This is a genomic window from Pseudoxanthomonas sp. GM95, assembly GCF_900109775.1.
GTDB lineage: Bacteria > Pseudomonadota > Gammaproteobacteria > Xanthomonadales > Xanthomonadaceae > Pseudoxanthomonas_A.
The window spans coordinates 106,133-120,184 of sequence record NZ_FOAX01000003.1 but is presented as its reverse complement, the minus strand read 5'-3'; the positions used below and the strand labels follow the sequence as shown (position 1 = coordinate 120,184).

Here is a 14,052-nt window from a genome sequence, read left to right as displayed (position 1 = left end):
CTCGAATCGAAAGAAGGAAGGCGCAAAACGGCGCGCGGCGACTTACCAGTCGGTCGGCGCGTAGTCCTTGAGGAACTGGCCCCAGACGTGCTCGCCGGTGTTGAAGCCGTGGATGATCGGATCGACGATGCGCGCGGCGCCGTCGACGATGTCCAGCGGCGGGTGGAAGCGCTCTTCCAGCACCTTCTTGGCCGCGATCTCCGCCGGATCCTCGTCGGTCACCCAGCCGGTGTCGACCGAGTTCATGTGGATGCCGTCGTTCTGGTAATCGGCCGCCGAGGTGCGCGTCATCATGTTCAACGCGGCCTTGGCCATGTTGGTGTGCGGATGCCGGGTGGTCTTGAAGTTGCGGTAGAACTGCCCCTCCATCGCCGAGACGTTGACGATGTGCTTGTCGCGCTCGGGCGTGGCCAGCATCAGCGGCTTGAGCCGCGCGTTGATGATGAAGGGCGCGATGGCGTTGACCAGCTGCGTCTCCAGCAGTTCCACCGACGGCACCTCGGCCATCAGCAGGCGCCAGGAATTGCGCCCGCGCAGATCGATCTGCTGCAGGTCCTGATCCAGGCGGCCTTCGGGGAACAGATGCTGCTGGCCCAGCAGCTCATCGGCCAAGAGCGGCACCTGCGACAGCTCGGCGGCACGCACCAGGCCATCGGCGCTGCTGAGGCTGTTGCCCTGCGCCACTGGCAGCGTGCCGTCGGCGACGCCCGGCAGCAGGTCGACACTGCGCAGGCCTTCGTAATTGCCGATCAGCTTGCGCACGGTCTCGGGCAAGTCATGCAGCGCGGCGGTCTCGCCGGCCATCATGTGTGCGTAGAACTGCGGCGGGCGGCGCACGGTCTGGCAGGCGTTGTTGATGATGAAGTCCAGGCGCGTGCGCGTGGCCAGCAGCTCGTTGCAGAAGGCCTCGACGCTGGGCGTGTGGCGCAGGTCCAGGCCGTAGACCTGCAAGCGATGGCCCCACTCGCCGAAGTCGGGTTCTTCCGCATAGCGCGCGGCCGAGTCGCGCGGAAAGCGCGTGGTGACGATCAGCTCGGCGCCGGCGCGCAGCAGCTTCAGGCCGGCCTGGTAACCGATCTTGACCCGGCCGCCGGTCAGCAGCGCCACGCGGCCGGTGAGGTCGGCGGTCTCGGTGCGCTTGAAGTAGTTCAGCTGCGCGCAGGCCGGGCACATCTGGTCGTAGAAGTGATGCAGCTGGGTGAACTTCTGCTTGCACACGTAGCAGTGGCGCAGCTCGGGCGAGTGCAACGGTGCTTCCACGGCCGCGGCGCCTTCGCCATTGGAGGCGTCATGCAGGCCGGCGGCGTGCGGCGGGAAGTAGTTGGGCGTGCTGAACACCGGCTTGCGGCGCAGGGTGCGGATGCCGGTTTGCTCCAGCAGTGCTTCGGCCTTGCGCACCTTTTCCTGGTGCTGCTGCTTGGCGCGCTGCTTGAGCATCGCCCGGCGCGCTTTCGGCTCGGGGTGATAGACCTTGGCGATCACCTGGTGCAGGCGCGCGCGGTCGGCGTCGGGCAGCGTGTCCAGCACGCTGCGGTCGGCGTCGATGGCCTCCAGCAGGTCCAGCGCGGCGCGCAGGCGGTCGGTCAGGGGCAGGTCGTCGGCGGCAGGGGGCGAGGCGGTGTTCAAGGCAGATCCGGGATGGGCGGCGGCCGCCCATGCAGAGGCGGCGGGCGGGCAAAGGCGGTAGGCGTGGACGGCGGGGCGGTGATCGCGGCGGCGCGGGATCACGCTGGAACGGGCCGGGACGTCCCTGGCCGGGCGCCATCTTCGCCGATCCGGGGGCAGTGGCGCCAATGCCGGGCCGTTCATCTGCGGCGCAGGGCGCGTCATGGGAGGGCATCGGCCATGGAAAAAGCAGGCCTTGCGGCCTGCTCGCTGGGATATTGCGGTGGCGCGGCGGCTTACTTGATCTGGGTCCAGGCCACGCCATCGGTGCCGTGCTTGCGGCCTTCGCAGGGGTCTTCGACCACGTGCGCGGTCAGGATTTTGCCAGTCTTGACCCACGCGTAGCGGCCGGGCTTGCCCTTGCAGTCCTCGCCATCCTTGGTAATGGCAGCGCCTTCCCAGGTATCGACCACGGTGAACTCCTTGGCGGTGTGGGTGTAGGTGCCCTTGACCCAGTCCTCGCCCTTGGGCGTGGTGCCGACGAAGGTGCCATCGGCGTTGAACACCACGATGTTCGGTCCGCTCTGGTAGCTGCCGATCGGAAACGCGGGGGCTTTGGTGTCGGCGGCGTGGGCGCTGGCGATGGCCAGCACGGCCGTGACCAGGATGACGCTGACGCGATGCATCGTGTTCATGTGCAGCTCCTTGTGTATGGCGGGAAACGGCAACCGCCGGCCCTCGCTTTGCGGACGCGGGAAGGCGCGCGCAGCGGCCACGCCGCGCTGACCCGTGATGGGGTTTGCCGATACGATCGCGGCGATGAAGACACCTTCCGAAACGCCGCTCGACCGCCCCGCCTGGCATGCCCTGAACTCGGTGCACCTGCCGCTGTCCGTGGGCGATGCACGGGCCCGCCGCTACGACCCGCAGGTCAATCGCTTCGCCTCGGCGCGCGACGGCGCCCCCGACGCACAGATCGCACTGGCCGCGCTGGTGCAGCCGGGCGAACAGGTCTACGTGCTGCAGGTGCCTGACATTGCGGTGCCCGAAGGCCTGGTCGCGGTGCGTCGCGCGCTGGGCGTGCAGTTGGTCGCGCAGGCGCCGGTCGCGCCGCCGGAGTCACGCGCGTACCGCATTGTCGCGCTGGGCCCGGACGACGCGGTCGACATGCTGGCGCTGGCGACGCTGACCGAGCCGGGGCCGTTCCTGTCGCAGACCCATCGCATGGGCCAGTTCGTCGGTGTGCGGGTGGATGGGCGGCTGGCGGCGATGGCGGGCGAGCGGTTCCGCTTCCCCGGCTATACCGAAGTCAGCGGGGTGTGCACGCATCCCGATTTCCGCGGACATGGCCTCGCCAAGCAGCTATCGCGGCACGTGGCCGCGGCGATTGCCGCGCGCGGCGAGACCGCGTTCCTGCATTCCTGGAAAGACAACGCCGCCGCGATCGCGCTGTACGAGGCGCTGGGGTTCCAGCTGCGCTGCGAAGTGCAGGTGGCGGTGCTGGAGCGCGCGTAGTCGCGTATCCAGTTCAAACCCGCGGGCAACAAAAAGGCGGCCGTGGGCCGCCTGGTTCGCACTACAGCAGGTTCAACGCGATCAGGTGCCGTAACGGCGACGGTTCGGAACGGCGCGCAGGCGCGGCTCCGGCACCCAGCCTGCCGCGTGCGTGCCCAGCAGCGGATCGCCGTGCGGCGGGGCGACATCGCCATAATCGATTTCGTAGGTCGTCACCGGGACCGCCTTGGCCTGGCGCTGCTTCCACAGCGTGTAAGCCACCGCCCCGGCCGCACCCAGGGCCACGATTCGCAACAGTCGCATTCCGTACTCCTCTCTAGGTCTCTGGCGCAGAGTCGCGTTGGCGCGGTTATGCAGGCGTGACCGCTTCGCAAAGCCAGCCCCAGCAAGGACTTTGCGGGTCGCTCAGTCCAGCGCGCCGAGGCGTTCCAGCGCGGGCGAGGCGGCCATGTCGTTGGGATTGGTGCCGGGCTTGTCCTGCGGCACGTCCATGCCCTTGCCGCGGTAGAAATCGATCCAGTACTGCGAGATCTGCCCGGTCTGCGGGTTCCTGAAATTCATCGGCTGCAACGCGAACACATGGTCGGCGCGGAACGCGCGCTCGATGAAGTCCGAGCAGTAGTAGCTGTCCTCGGCCTGCACGTAGGTGAAGTTGTACGGCTTGCCCAGCAGCGTGCGCGCGGTGGCGATCGCAGCGGGGATCGCCTTGCGCGTATCGGGCTTGAGCCGATACACCACCACCTGGCGCTGCTTGGCCTTCGCTTCGGCCAGGAATGCCGCCAGGGTCTGCTGGCGCGATCCTTCCTCGTCGGCATGCAGCACGATCTTGCCCTGGGCGTCATGGGCCACCAGCGCGACGTGGTCGTAGCTCGCCTGGCCCTGCTTGCCGGTGGCATCGTCGATCGCCCCGCTCAGGCCGGTGCGCGCGGCCGTGACGAACAGCAGGTCCCCATCGCGCACGTGCGGCGCCTTGGCCGCGGCCGGCAGCGCGACGGTGAGCAACAGGGAACACAGCAGCAGGAGGACGCGCATCAGGCAGGCACCACGGGAAGACGGCGCATTATCGCCCGTGCTCAACGGCCCAGGTGCTGGCCGAAGAATGCGTCCAGTTGCTGGATCGCCTGGTCGACATAGGCCGGCACGTCGTACATCTCGTAATGGCGCGCACCTTCCACCGTAAAAATCGGCTCGGAGGCGCGGGCGTGCCCGGCCAGCGTGTGGCCATCCTCGAACGAGCCCGTGGTGCCTGCCGAGGCGCCCCCCACGATCACCTGCACCGGCTGGGTGAGCAGCAGGTCGGCCAGATGGAACGCGTCGTAGCCCAGCATCAGCGCATCGCTGCGCGGGTGGCGGCGATTGGTGGAATGCGGATCGTGCCCGCGCGCGGTGCGGTAATAGGTCACCGCCTGCAGCAGATCGACATCGGTGATGCGGGCGGCCTGGGCGTCTTCCAGCGTGTCGGGAATCCACGGCTGGCGCACGGGGGGTTCGCCGCGTGCCTCGGCAGTCACCTCTTGGGCGATCCGGTCCAGCGTTTCGATCGCCTTGTCCGGCGCACTGGCCAGCGGCCGGCGGCGCGCGTTGCCGATGTTGACCGGCACCACGGTGCCCAGCGCCCGGATGCGATGATCGGTCATGCTCGCGCTGACCGCGTAACCGCCGCCGGCACAGAGGCCAAGCGCGCCGATGCGCGTGGCATCGACGTAGTCCAGCGTGTCCAGGAAATCGATCGCATAGGACAGGTCGGCGACGCGCTCGGCTGGGCTTTCCAGGTCGCGCGGCGTGCCACTGCTCTGGCCCTGGTAGGCCGGGTCGAAAGTCAGCGCGACGAAGCCGCAGCCGGCCAGCTTGCGCGCGTAGGTGCCGCCGATCTGCTCCTTGACGCTGCTGCCGGGCGTGGCCAGCACGATGGCCGCGTAGCGACGCGATGCATTGAAATCCGTCGGCAGATACAGGTGCGCGGCCAGCTGCAGGGTGCCGCGGGGGATGGACAGCGAAGTGGGCGTCATGACGAGAATTTGCGCGGAAAGACCGCAGTAAAGCAGAGCGCGTGTGGCGGCCCGCTCACCACATGACGATGTTGCCGCCGCGCTGCTTGGCGCGGTACAGCGCCTGGTCCACGCGCTGCAGCAGACTGGCGTAGGTGTCGTCGCGATGCAGCGGGGTGATACCGATGGACGCGCTGATGTGCGCCACCGGGGCGATGGACAGCTCGGCGATGGCGCTGCGCAGGCGTTCGGCCATCAGCTTGAGGTCGCCGATCTCGATCCGCGGCACGGCGATCAGGAATTCCTCGCCGCCCCAGCGCGCCAGGCATTCGTCCTTGCGCATCAGCTCCTGGCAGCGCTGCGCGACCCGCTGCAGTACCGCGTCGCCCACCGGATGGCCGTGGGTGTCGTTGATCGCCTTGAAGCGATCCATGTCGAACATGATCACCCCGCCCGGCACCTGGCCGGCGAGCATGTCCTGCAATACGTGTTCGCCGAAGCGCCGGTTGTAGAGGCGGGTGAGCGGGTCGCGATTGACCACGGCTTCCATCTTGGCCTGCTCGGACACCAGCGCCTGGATCCTGCCGGTCAGGCCGCGCTGCACCGGCAGCAGTACGGCCAGCAGGACGAACACCGGGCCATAGGCCATCAGCAGGTCGGTGCCGCGCGGGGTGTGCAGTTCCTGCGTGTGGGTGAACAGATAGGCCAGCACCGGCAGTGCCACCAGCAGCCAGCACGCCACGACCGCGATCCACGCCGCGCGCGCCGGCAGGTAGATCATCACCATCACCAGCAGCGCCATGAACAGCGCGGTGACCGGCGGATAGATGTCCACCAGGCGCAGGCCCGGCGTCACCGTGGCCTGCCAGGTGTAGACCCAGGCCGGGGCGGCCAGCGCCACCAGGCCGGCGAGCAGCGCGCAGCGCATGATCCCGCCGACCCACTGCGGCCGGCGCAGCAGGGTGATCAGCAGGCCGCTGAAGACGATGAAGATGGAAGGCGGCACCACCAGATCCAGCAGGCGTCGCTGCGGGCTGGACCAGTGGATCGCCGTGGCGATGCCGGCGGCCAGGATCGTCATTGCCAGTGTGGCCAGGCTCGCGATGCGGATGAAGCGCTCACGGGACGCGGACTGCAGCATCGTGGGGATGACCTTCGAGGCAAGCGCGAAAGTGTAGCCGAGCGCGGCTTTTTTCCGATGGTTCGGCATGGGCCGCCTCGTCGATGGCCCGGCGGAAATTCAGCCGGTTCCCAAAGGCCCGATCGCGCTCAGGCGTCCACTTTCAGCCAGTCGATCAAGGCGCGCAGCGCGGGTGGGGTCTGCCGGCGGCTGGGGTGGTAGAGGTGGAAGCCGGCAAAGCGCGGGCAGTAGGCATCCAGCACCTGCACCAGGCGGCCGTCGGCGAGTTCGTCGGCGACCTCGTGTTCCATCACGTAGCCCAAGCCGACGCCGGCGCGGGTGGCCGCCAGGGCCATCGGCGCTTCGTCGGCGATCAGCGGCCCGCGCACGCGCATGTTGAGGTCGCGGCCCTCGTGTTCGAACTCCCACGGCAGCAGGCCGCCGGTGCTCTTGAGCCGGTAGCCGATGCAGGCGTGGCGTTCCAGGTCGGCCGGCGTCTGCGGCGGCGGGTGGCGGGTGAAGTAGCCGGGCGTGCCCACGACGATCGTGCGCAGGTCCGGGCCGACGCGCACCGCGATCATGTCCTTGTCCACGTGCTCGCCAAAACGGATCCCGGCATCGAAGCCCTCGGCCACCAGGTCGGTCAGGCCGTTGTCGATGGCCACCTCCACCTGCACCTCCGGATGAGCCAGCAGGAAGCCGGGCAGCTTGGGTTCCAGCACCGCCTGTGCGGCATAGGAGAAGGTGGTCAGGCGCACGCTGCCGGTCAGCGCCTGGCGCCATTCGCCCAGCGCTAGCAGGCCGTGTTCGATCTCGGCCAGGGCCGGGTCCAGCGACTGCAGCAGGCGCTCGCCGGCATCGGTGGGCGCCACGCTGCGGGTGGTGCGGGCCAGCAGGCGCACGCCCAGGCGCTCCTCCAGCCCGCGCATCGCATGGCTCAAGGCAGAGGGCGACATACCCAGCGTGGCCGCGGCGCGGGTGAAGCTGCGCTCGCGCGCGACGGTGGCGAAGGCCAGCAGATCATTGAGTTCGCGTCGCTCCATTGCTGCAGTGTGCTCACAAGCCCATGCGCGCGGCAACGGCTAATCCTGGGCGTCGATGGGCCATAGCCTTGGATGTACCCGCCGCGCATTCAATCGCGGCCTTGATCCCAAGGAGATCCCCATGGACCTGACCCACTACCGCAGCCTGGGCCGTTCCGGCCTGCTGGTGAGCCCGCTGGCGCTGGGCACGATGACCTTCGGCGCGCAGCGCTGGGGCACCGGCGAAGCCGCTTCGCGCGCGGTGTTCGATGCTTACGTGGACGCTGGCGGCAACTTCGTCGATAGCGCCGACCTCTACGCCGGCGGGCGCAGCGAGGAACTGCTGGGCGCTTTCATGGCCGATGCCGGCGTGCGCGACAGGTTGGTGGTGGCGACCAAGTCCGGCTTCCCGCGCGCACCGGGCAATCCCAATGCCGGCGGCAACGGGGCCAAGAACATCCGCCTGGCGCTGGAGCAATCGCTCACGCGGCTGCGCACCGACTACATCGACCTGTACTGGATGCACGTCTGGGACCGGGTGACCCCGCCCGAAGCCGTGCTGCAGACCCTGGCCGACGCGGTGCGCGCCGGCAAGCTGCTGCACTACGGCTTCTCCAACACGCCGGCCTGGTACGTGGCGCGCGTGGCGACGCTGGCGCAGGCGCATGGCCTGCCGATGCCGGTGGGCCTGCAGTACCAGTATTCGTTGCTCGATCGCGGCGTGGAGCTGGAACTGCTGCCGGCCGGCAATGCGCTCGGCCTGGGCCTGGTGCCGTGGAGCCCGCTGGGCGGCGGCCTGCTCAGCGGCAAGTACGGCCGCGAGATGCTGGCGCACACCGCACGCTCGCCCGGCCTGCCCGCAGAAGGCCAGGCCGCCGACAGCACGCGTGCCGAAGACGACGGACGCCTGCATGGCGACAACCCGTTCGGCGGGATGCTCTTCACCGAGCACAACTTCGATATCGTCGACGTGCTGCGCGGCGTGGCCGAGGAGACGGGCCACACGTTGGCGCAGGTCGCGCTGGCCTGGGTCGCGCAGCGCCCCGGCGTATCCTCGGTGTTGATCGGCGCCAGTCGCATCGAACAGCTCACCCAGAACATCGCCTCGCTCGATGTCGTGCTGACGCCCGACCAGCAGCAGCGCCTGGATGCGGCCAGCCAGCCGCCGGGAATCAATCCCTACTTCATCTTCGACCTGCCGCCGCAGATGGTGTTCGGCGTGCCCTCAGTGGAGGGCTGGCGCGCGCGCTGAAGGCGTGCGCCACGCCGACGCCGCACCGCGCGATCAGCCTGCCGCTGGAATCCGCACGATCACCTTGATCTCGAAGTCGAAGCCCGCCAGCCAGGTCACGCCGAGCGCGGTCCAGTTGGGGTATGGCGGCTGGCCGAAGACCTGCGTGCGCACGGCGTTGACCGTCTCGAACTGTTGCATCGGATCGGTGTGGAAGCTGGTGACATCCACGATGTCGTCGAAGCTGCAGCCGGCCGCGGCGAGGATCGCGCCGAGGTTGTCGAAGGCCAACTGCACCTGCCTGGCGAAGTCCGGCTCGGGCGAGCCGTCTTCGCGACTGCCGACCTGGCCGGAGACGAACAGCAGATCGCCCGAGCGGATCGCCGGCGAGTACTGGTTGATGTTGTAGAGGTCCTGCCGACCGGCAGGAAACACGACGTCACGTGCAGACATGGGAACTCCTTGAGCGATTGAGGAAAGCGCCGAAGGCGCACGCGGGAATCGCGCACCACCGACGGCATGGGCTTCACTCTAGTTGCTGCGCTGGCAGGCGATAATCCGGCTTAGACCCAAATCACTCATGCAGCTCATGCAGGAAAGAAGCGGCGCCCAGTGGGAACAGATCGCTGCCTTCGCCGCGGTGGTGGAGCAAGGCGGCTTCGCCGCGGCCGGGCGCGCGCTGGGGCGCGACGCCTCGGTGATCTCGCGGCGACTGGACGCGCTGGAAAGCCGCCTCGGCGTGCGTCTGCTCGCGCGTACCACGCGCAAGGTCACCCTGACTGAAGCCGGTGCCAGCTATCTGGCGCGCGTGCAGGTGATCCTGGGCGAACTGGCGGCAGCGGATGTGGAAGTCACCGAGGCCGCGGCCGCGCCGCGGGGCGTGCTGCGGCTGGCCCTGCCGGCCGAGTTCGCTCAACGCTGGATCGCGCCGTGGCTGCCGGGATTCTTCGATGACTATCCGGCGCTGCAGCTGGAGCTGCTGCACAGCGACCACTATGTCGATCTGGTGGCCGAAGGCTTCGACGCCGCGGTGCGGATCGGCGCGCTGGTGGACAGCAGCCTGGTCAGCCGCCAGCTGGCCACGTTCGAAACGGTCCTGTGTGCTGCGCCGGCTTACCTGGCGCGACACGCGGCGCCGCAGCGGCCCGAAGATCTGGCCCGTCACGTGTGCCTGGGCATGCCCAAGGCGCGCTTCTGGCCCGAATGGAAATTGCGCAAGGGCAAGGCGCGGGTGATCCAGCGCATCGGCGGGCCGGTGCTGTCCGACGAAGGCGAAGGCCTGCTGGTGATGTGCCTGCACGGAGCCGGCATCATCCCGGCGCCCGAATGGCTGGTCGGCCAGGAGCTGGCCGACGGCCGCCTGGTGCGGGTGCTTCCGGACTGGCGGCTGGATCACGAGGGCAGCGTGCAGGTCGTGCTGCCACCGGGCCGCCTGGTGCCGGCCAAGACGCGCGCGTTCGTGGATCGCCTGATGCAGCAGTTCGATCCGCTGCCCCCGTGGCGCGCAGGGCGCTGATCGCCGGGGCACGTTTCCATGACGCGTGCGCGGCATGCCTGGCGTCCTGGGTGGTTTCATCGGACACCGGGACTGCTTCCGTCATCGCGGGCGAGGCGCATGGACGAGAACGAAAGCGTGGCCCGCATCGCGCTCGATGTGCCGAACACCATCGCGATGGAGTAGATCGCGCGCGCCGCCGTCTTGCTCAGTCCATCGGCGATGGCGGCGCGGCGTCCACCAGGGCTTCGAAGTCCGTGCGTTCCATCGGCCGCCCGAACAGGTAACCCTGGAAGCGCGTGCAACCATGGTCACGCAGGTAGGCGTATTGCGCATGTTCCTCGATGCCCTCGGCGATCACGTCGATGCCCAGGTCGTGGCCGAGCCGCAGCAGGTTGCGCGCGATGCTGGCAGCGTGTGGATCGGTCTCGATGCCGGCGACGAAGGCGCGGTCGATCTTCAGCTCCGTCAGCGGCATCTGCCGCAGGTAGGCCAGCGACGAATAGCCCGTGCCGAAATCATCCAGCGAGAGCTGGATGCCGGCCGCGCGCAGGGCCCGCATCTTGGCCACGGCCGATTGCAGGTCGTCCAGCAGCACGCTTTCGGTCAGCTCCAGGGTGAGGCGGTGGCCTTCGATCCCGGCGTGCTGCAGGGCGGTGAGCACCTGCGGCACGAAGTCCGGCTGGCGCAGCTGCAGCGCACTGACATTGATCGACAGCTGCAGCTGGCCCAGTCGCGGATGCGCGCGCCACTGGCGCAGTTGCTGGCAGGCCGTGGCCAGCACCCACTGGCCCAGCGGCAGGATGAAGCCGGTGTCCTCCGCGGCCTGGATGAAGTCGCCCGGCGCCACCAGCCCGCGTTTGGGATCGCGCCAGCGCAGCAGCGCCTCGGCGCCGACGATGCGGCCCTGCGCATCGCGCTGCGGCTGGTAGAACAGCACGAAGCGTCGGCTGGCCAAGGCATCGCGCAACGCGCGGTGCAAGGCGCGATGGGCAGCGCTGTCGCTTTCCTGCAGGTGCAGCACCACCAGCAGGCTCGCCACCACCGTCAGCAGATTCACCCAGATGCCGATGCGGCGCACGTCGTCGGCGATGGCGTCGTGGCCGGGGATGCCCTGCGGCATCGCGGCGAACACGACGAAGGCGGCCAGGAACAGGCCCACCAGGCCATAGCGCAGCCACGGCGCCTCGCTGCGGAACACGTAATGCGCGCAGGCGGCCAGCACCAGCAGGAACAGATGCGTGCTGCGCGGGATCTGCGCCGTCTGTACGTCCAGCAGCGCCGAGAACAGGCAGACGAACACGAAGAGGCCGATGAAGGCCAGCCATGCCGCCAACCGGATCCGCTCGCGCAGCGCGCTCACCACCACGGCCGCGCCCAGCAGCATCAGCGCCAGTTCGCACAACGCGACCAGGCGCACGCCCTTCAGCAGGAAGAACATGCCCCAGCCTAGCCCCAGCGCCAGCATGATCGCGCCGGTGGCCAGCAGCAGCTGTCGCGCACGGCGTGCCCGCCGCACATCGGCGGATCCATTGCCAAGGCTCCCGCCCGCAGGTTGCGGCATGCATCCCCCGTCATTCCGTGCCCGGATGGTACGGCCGCGCTGGTGTGATCCTTTCCCCGTGCGGGCCAGACCTGTACAGCATCGGTGGCCTTTGGTCCGACTGATCTGCAAGGCGCCGGCGCCGCATTGATGCGGTGTTGTCGGCGACCTTGGTCTTGGCGTGCGCGCGCCGGTGCGCAACACTCCAAGGCGCCCGCCATGCTGATCGCATGCGGGCCTTCACCGCCACGGGGAATTCGTTGATGCCAGTCCATTCGTCTGCCGGCGTGCACGCGCCGGTCCGCCGCGCACGGCTCCATCGCGCTGTTTGCAGCGTGTTCGTCGCCTTGTTGTTGACCGGTGTCGCGCAGGCCCGCGCCGCCGATCCCGAGCTGGCCCGCTGGCAGCGCCAGGCCCAGGCGGTGACGATCACGCGCGACGACTGGGGCATCGCCCACGTACGCGGCAAGACCGACGCCGATGCGGTGTTCGGCATGATCTACGCGCAGGCCGAGGACGACTTCAACCGCGTCGAAACCAACTACCTGCTCTCGCTCGGCCGCCTGGCCGAAGCCGAGGGCGAATCGCAGGTGTGGCTGGACCTGCGCCAGAAACTGTTCATCGATCCGGTCGATCTCAAGGCCCAGTACGCCAAGAGCCCGCGCTGGCTTAAGACACTGATGGACGCCTGGGCCGATGGCCTCAACTATTACCTGGCCACGCATCCGGACGTGCATCCACGCGTGATCACGCAGTTCGAGCCGTGGATGGCGCTGTCCTTCACCGAAGGCAGCATCGGCGGCGATATCGAACGCGTCGACCTCAAGGACCTGCAGGCCTTCTACGGCAAGCCCGACGACACGCCGGTGGCGCTGGCCGACCTGCGCCCGAGCTGGATCGAGCCGACCGGCTCCAACGGCATCGTCATCGCGCCCAAGCTCACCGCCGAGGGCCACGCGCTGCTGCTGATCAATCCGCACACCTCGTTCTTCTTCCGCTCGGAATTGCAGATGTCCAGCGAGGCGGGGCTGGATGCATATGGCGCGGTGACCTGGGGCCAGTTCTTCGTCTACCAGGGCTTCAACCGGCACGCGGGCTGGATGCACACCTCGACCGGCGCGGACGTGGTGGATGAGTTTGCCGAGACCATCGTGCGCCAGGACGGCAAGCTGTTCTATCGCTACGGCACTGCGCTGCGCCCGGTGCGCACGCGCCAGATCACCGTGCCCTACAAGGGCGCCGACGGCGCGATAGCGCAGCGCACGTTCACCGCCTACTTCACCCACCACGGACCGATCGTGCGCACGCTGGACGACAAGTGGATCGCCATGGCGCTGATGAATACCCCGGTGCCGGCGCTGCAGCAGAGCTGGCTGCGCACCAAGACCGACGACTACGCCAGCTACATGAAGGTCGCCCAGCTCAAGGCCAATTCCTCCAACAACACTTTGTTCGCCGATGACAAGGGCGAGATCGCCTACCTGCATCCACAGTTCATCCCCAGGCGTGACAACCGTTTCGATTACACCAAGCCGGTCGATGGTGCAGACCCGGCCACCGACTGGCAGGGCTTGACGCCGCTGGAGCAGTTGCCGCAGGCGGTGAATCCGCCCAACGGCTGGGCGTTCAACACCAACGACTGGCCGTACTCGGCCGCAGGCGAATACAGCCCGAAGCAGGCCGATTTCCCGCGCTACATGGACACCTTTGGCGAGAATCCGCGCGGCCTGCATGCCACGCGCCTGCTCACCGGGATTGCGAATGTGACCTTGCCATCGCTGATCACCGCGGCGTTCGATCCGTATCTGCCGGCGTTCGCACGGCAGATCCCGGTGCTGGTCGCCGACTACGACGCGCTGCCGGCCAATGATCCGCTGCGTGCGCAGCTGGCCGGGCAGATCCAGCTGTTGCGCGACTGGGATTATCGCTGGGGCGTGGCGTCGATGCCGACTTCGCTGGCGGTGTTCTGGGGCGACACCTTGTGGGATGAAGTCAGCAAGGCCGACACCGCCGAAGGCCTGTCGATCTACGACAAGATGGCGCAGCGCGCCGGACCCGCGATGCGCTTGAACGCGCTGGTGGAAGCCTCCAACCGGCTGACCCAGGACTTCGGCAGCTGGGGCGTGCCGTGGGGCGAGATCAACCGCTTCCAGCGCATCAACGGCGACATCAAGCAGCCTTTCGACGATGCCAAGCCGAGCCTCCCGGTGCCGTTCGTGTCCTCGCGCTGGGGCTCGCTGGCCTCGTTCGGCGCGCATCGCTGGCCGGGCACCAAGCGCTACTACGGCACCAGCGGCAACAGCTTCGTGGCCGTGGTCGAGTTCGGCCCCAAGGTCCGCGCCCGCGCCATCACCGCCGGCGGTGAAAGCGGCCATCTCGATTCACCACACTTCAACGACCAGGCCGAGCGTTACACCACCGGCAACCTGCGCGAGGTCTACTTCTGGCCCGAACAGCTCACCGGCCACACCGAGCGGGTGTATCGGCCGGGGGAGTAGGTGCGGTCGCCTCCTAAGTGCCCAACAAAAAAAAG

The 14,052-nt window shown here is 68.4% G+C and carries 13 protein-coding genes; 4 read left to right on the top strand and 9 right to left on the bottom strand.

All coding sequences use genetic code 11. The features are described from left to right. Positions 1 to 42: 42 nt before the first annotated feature. Positions 43 to 1,626, bottom strand: coding sequence for an SDR family NAD(P)-dependent oxidoreductase (locus BMZ17_RS15455; RefSeq protein ID WP_093140272.1), 1,584 nt, complete (start codon positions 1,624 to 1,626; stop codon positions 43 to 45). Between the two features lie 275 nt (positions 1,627 to 1,901). Then, on the bottom strand, positions 1,902 to 2,300 hold the full coding sequence (locus BMZ17_RS15450) for a hypothetical protein (RefSeq protein WP_093140269.1): 399 nt from the start codon (positions 2,298 to 2,300) through the stop codon (positions 1,902 to 1,904). A gap of 124 nt (positions 2,301 to 2,424) precedes the next feature. Between BMZ17_RS15450 and BMZ17_RS15445 the strand changes: the two genes are divergently transcribed. Beyond that, positions 2,425 to 3,120, top strand: coding sequence for a GNAT family N-acetyltransferase (locus tag BMZ17_RS15445; RefSeq protein WP_093140265.1), 696 nt, complete (start codon positions 2,425 to 2,427; stop codon positions 3,118 to 3,120). An 81-nt stretch (positions 3,121 to 3,201) separates the two neighbouring features. Here BMZ17_RS15445 and BMZ17_RS15440 read toward each other — a convergent pair whose 3' ends face one another. The 5 genes from BMZ17_RS15440 to BMZ17_RS15420 form a co-directional block, all read right to left on the bottom strand. Further along, a complete protein-coding gene (locus BMZ17_RS15440; RefSeq protein ID WP_139202953.1) occupies positions 3,202 to 3,423 on the bottom strand; it encodes a hypothetical protein in 222 nt (73 codons plus the stop codon). 102 nt (positions 3,424 to 3,525) lie between these two features. After that, on the bottom strand, positions 3,526 to 4,152 hold the full coding sequence (locus BMZ17_RS15435) for a YiiX/YebB-like N1pC/P60 family cysteine hydrolase (RefSeq protein WP_093140258.1): 627 nt from the start codon (positions 4,150 to 4,152) through the stop codon (positions 3,526 to 3,528). Positions 4,153 to 4,193: 41 nt separating this feature from the next. Further along, positions 4,194 to 5,129 carry an alpha/beta hydrolase gene (locus tag BMZ17_RS15430; RefSeq protein ID WP_093140255.1) on the bottom strand — a complete coding sequence of 312 codons (936 nt, stop codon included), beginning with the start codon at positions 5,127 to 5,129 and terminating at the stop codon, positions 4,194 to 4,196. Between the two features lie 55 nt (positions 5,130 to 5,184). Beyond that, positions 5,185 to 6,249, bottom strand: coding sequence for a GGDEF domain-containing protein (locus tag BMZ17_RS15425; protein ID WP_175485635.1), 1,065 nt, complete (start codon positions 6,247 to 6,249; stop codon positions 5,185 to 5,187). A gap of 128 nt (positions 6,250 to 6,377) precedes the next feature. Next, a complete protein-coding gene (locus BMZ17_RS15420; RefSeq protein ID WP_093140248.1) occupies positions 6,378 to 7,271 on the bottom strand; it encodes a LysR family transcriptional regulator in 894 nt (297 codons plus the stop codon). A 121-nt stretch (positions 7,272 to 7,392) separates the two neighbouring features. On the opposite strand from BMZ17_RS15420, the gene BMZ17_RS15415 reads away from it, so the two are divergent. Continuing rightward, the gene (locus BMZ17_RS15415; protein WP_093140244.1) at positions 7,393 to 8,502 is read left to right on the top strand and encodes an aldo/keto reductase; all 1,110 of its coding nucleotides are present in this window, start codon (positions 7,393 to 7,395) and stop codon (positions 8,500 to 8,502) included. 33 nt (positions 8,503 to 8,535) lie between these two features. Here BMZ17_RS15415 and BMZ17_RS15410 read toward each other — a convergent pair whose 3' ends face one another. Continuing rightward, the gene (locus BMZ17_RS15410; RefSeq protein WP_093140240.1) at positions 8,536 to 8,934 is read right to left on the bottom strand and encodes a RidA family protein; all 399 of its coding nucleotides are present in this window, start codon (positions 8,932 to 8,934) and stop codon (positions 8,536 to 8,538) included. A gap of 136 nt (positions 8,935 to 9,070) precedes the next feature. Here BMZ17_RS15410 and BMZ17_RS15405 point away from each other — a divergent pair, with 136 nt between their 5' ends. Further along, the gene (locus tag BMZ17_RS15405; RefSeq protein ID WP_217645823.1) at positions 9,071 to 9,997 is read left to right on the top strand and encodes a LysR family transcriptional regulator; all 927 of its coding nucleotides are present in this window, start codon (positions 9,071 to 9,073) and stop codon (positions 9,995 to 9,997) included. 187 nt (positions 9,998 to 10,184) lie between these two features. Here the strand turns inward: BMZ17_RS15405 and BMZ17_RS15400 are convergent, their stop codons facing one another. Continuing rightward, a complete protein-coding gene (locus BMZ17_RS15400) occupies positions 10,185 to 11,495 on the bottom strand; it encodes a putative bifunctional diguanylate cyclase/phosphodiesterase (RefSeq protein ID WP_175485634.1) in 1,311 nt (436 codons plus the stop codon). 287 nt (positions 11,496 to 11,782) lie between these two features. Here BMZ17_RS15400 and BMZ17_RS15395 point away from each other — a divergent pair, with 287 nt between their 5' ends. After that, positions 11,783 to 14,017 carry a penicillin acylase family protein gene (locus tag BMZ17_RS15395; protein WP_093142202.1) on the top strand — a complete coding sequence of 745 codons (2,235 nt, stop codon included), beginning with the start codon at positions 11,783 to 11,785 and terminating at the stop codon, positions 14,015 to 14,017. The last annotated feature ends 35 nt before the right edge of the window (positions 14,018 to 14,052 follow it).

Excerpts from the sequence above, each read along its gene's own strand:
- BMZ17_RS15440 (WP_139202953.1), bottom strand. The coding sequence starts at position 3,423 with ATGCGACTGTTGCGAATCGTGGCCCTGGGTGCGGCCGGGGCGGTGGCT.
- BMZ17_RS15450 (WP_093140269.1), bottom strand. The coding sequence starts at position 2,300 with ATGAACACGATGCATCGCGTCAGCGTCATCCTGGTCACGGCCGTGCTG.
- BMZ17_RS15420 (WP_093140248.1), bottom strand. The coding sequence starts at position 7,271 with ATGGAGCGACGCGAACTCAATGATCTGCTGGCCTTCGCCACCGTCGCG.
- BMZ17_RS15435 (WP_093140258.1), bottom strand. The coding sequence starts at position 4,152 with ATGCGCGTCCTCCTGCTGCTGTGTTCCCTGTTGCTCACCGTCGCGCTG.
- BMZ17_RS15395 (WP_093142202.1), top strand. The coding sequence starts at position 11,783 with ATGCCAGTCCATTCGTCTGCCGGCGTGCACGCGCCGGTCCGCCGCGCA.
- BMZ17_RS15425 (WP_175485635.1), bottom strand. The coding sequence starts at position 6,249 with ATGCTGCAGTCCGCGTCCCGTGAGCGCTTCATCCGCATCGCGAGCCTG.
- BMZ17_RS15415 (WP_093140244.1), top strand. The coding sequence starts at position 7,393 with ATGGACCTGACCCACTACCGCAGCCTGGGCCGTTCCGGCCTGCTGGTG.
- BMZ17_RS15405 (WP_217645823.1), top strand. The coding sequence starts at position 9,071 with ATGCAGGAAAGAAGCGGCGCCCAGTGGGAACAGATCGCTGCCTTCGCC.
- BMZ17_RS15410 (WP_093140240.1), bottom strand. The coding sequence starts at position 8,934 with ATGTCTGCACGTGACGTCGTGTTTCCTGCCGGTCGGCAGGACCTCTAC.
- BMZ17_RS15445 (WP_093140265.1), top strand. The coding sequence starts at position 2,425 with ATGAAGACACCTTCCGAAACGCCGCTCGACCGCCCCGCCTGGCATGCC.
- BMZ17_RS15430 (WP_093140255.1), bottom strand. The coding sequence starts at position 5,129 with ATGACGCCCACTTCGCTGTCCATCCCCCGCGGCACCCTGCAGCTGGCC.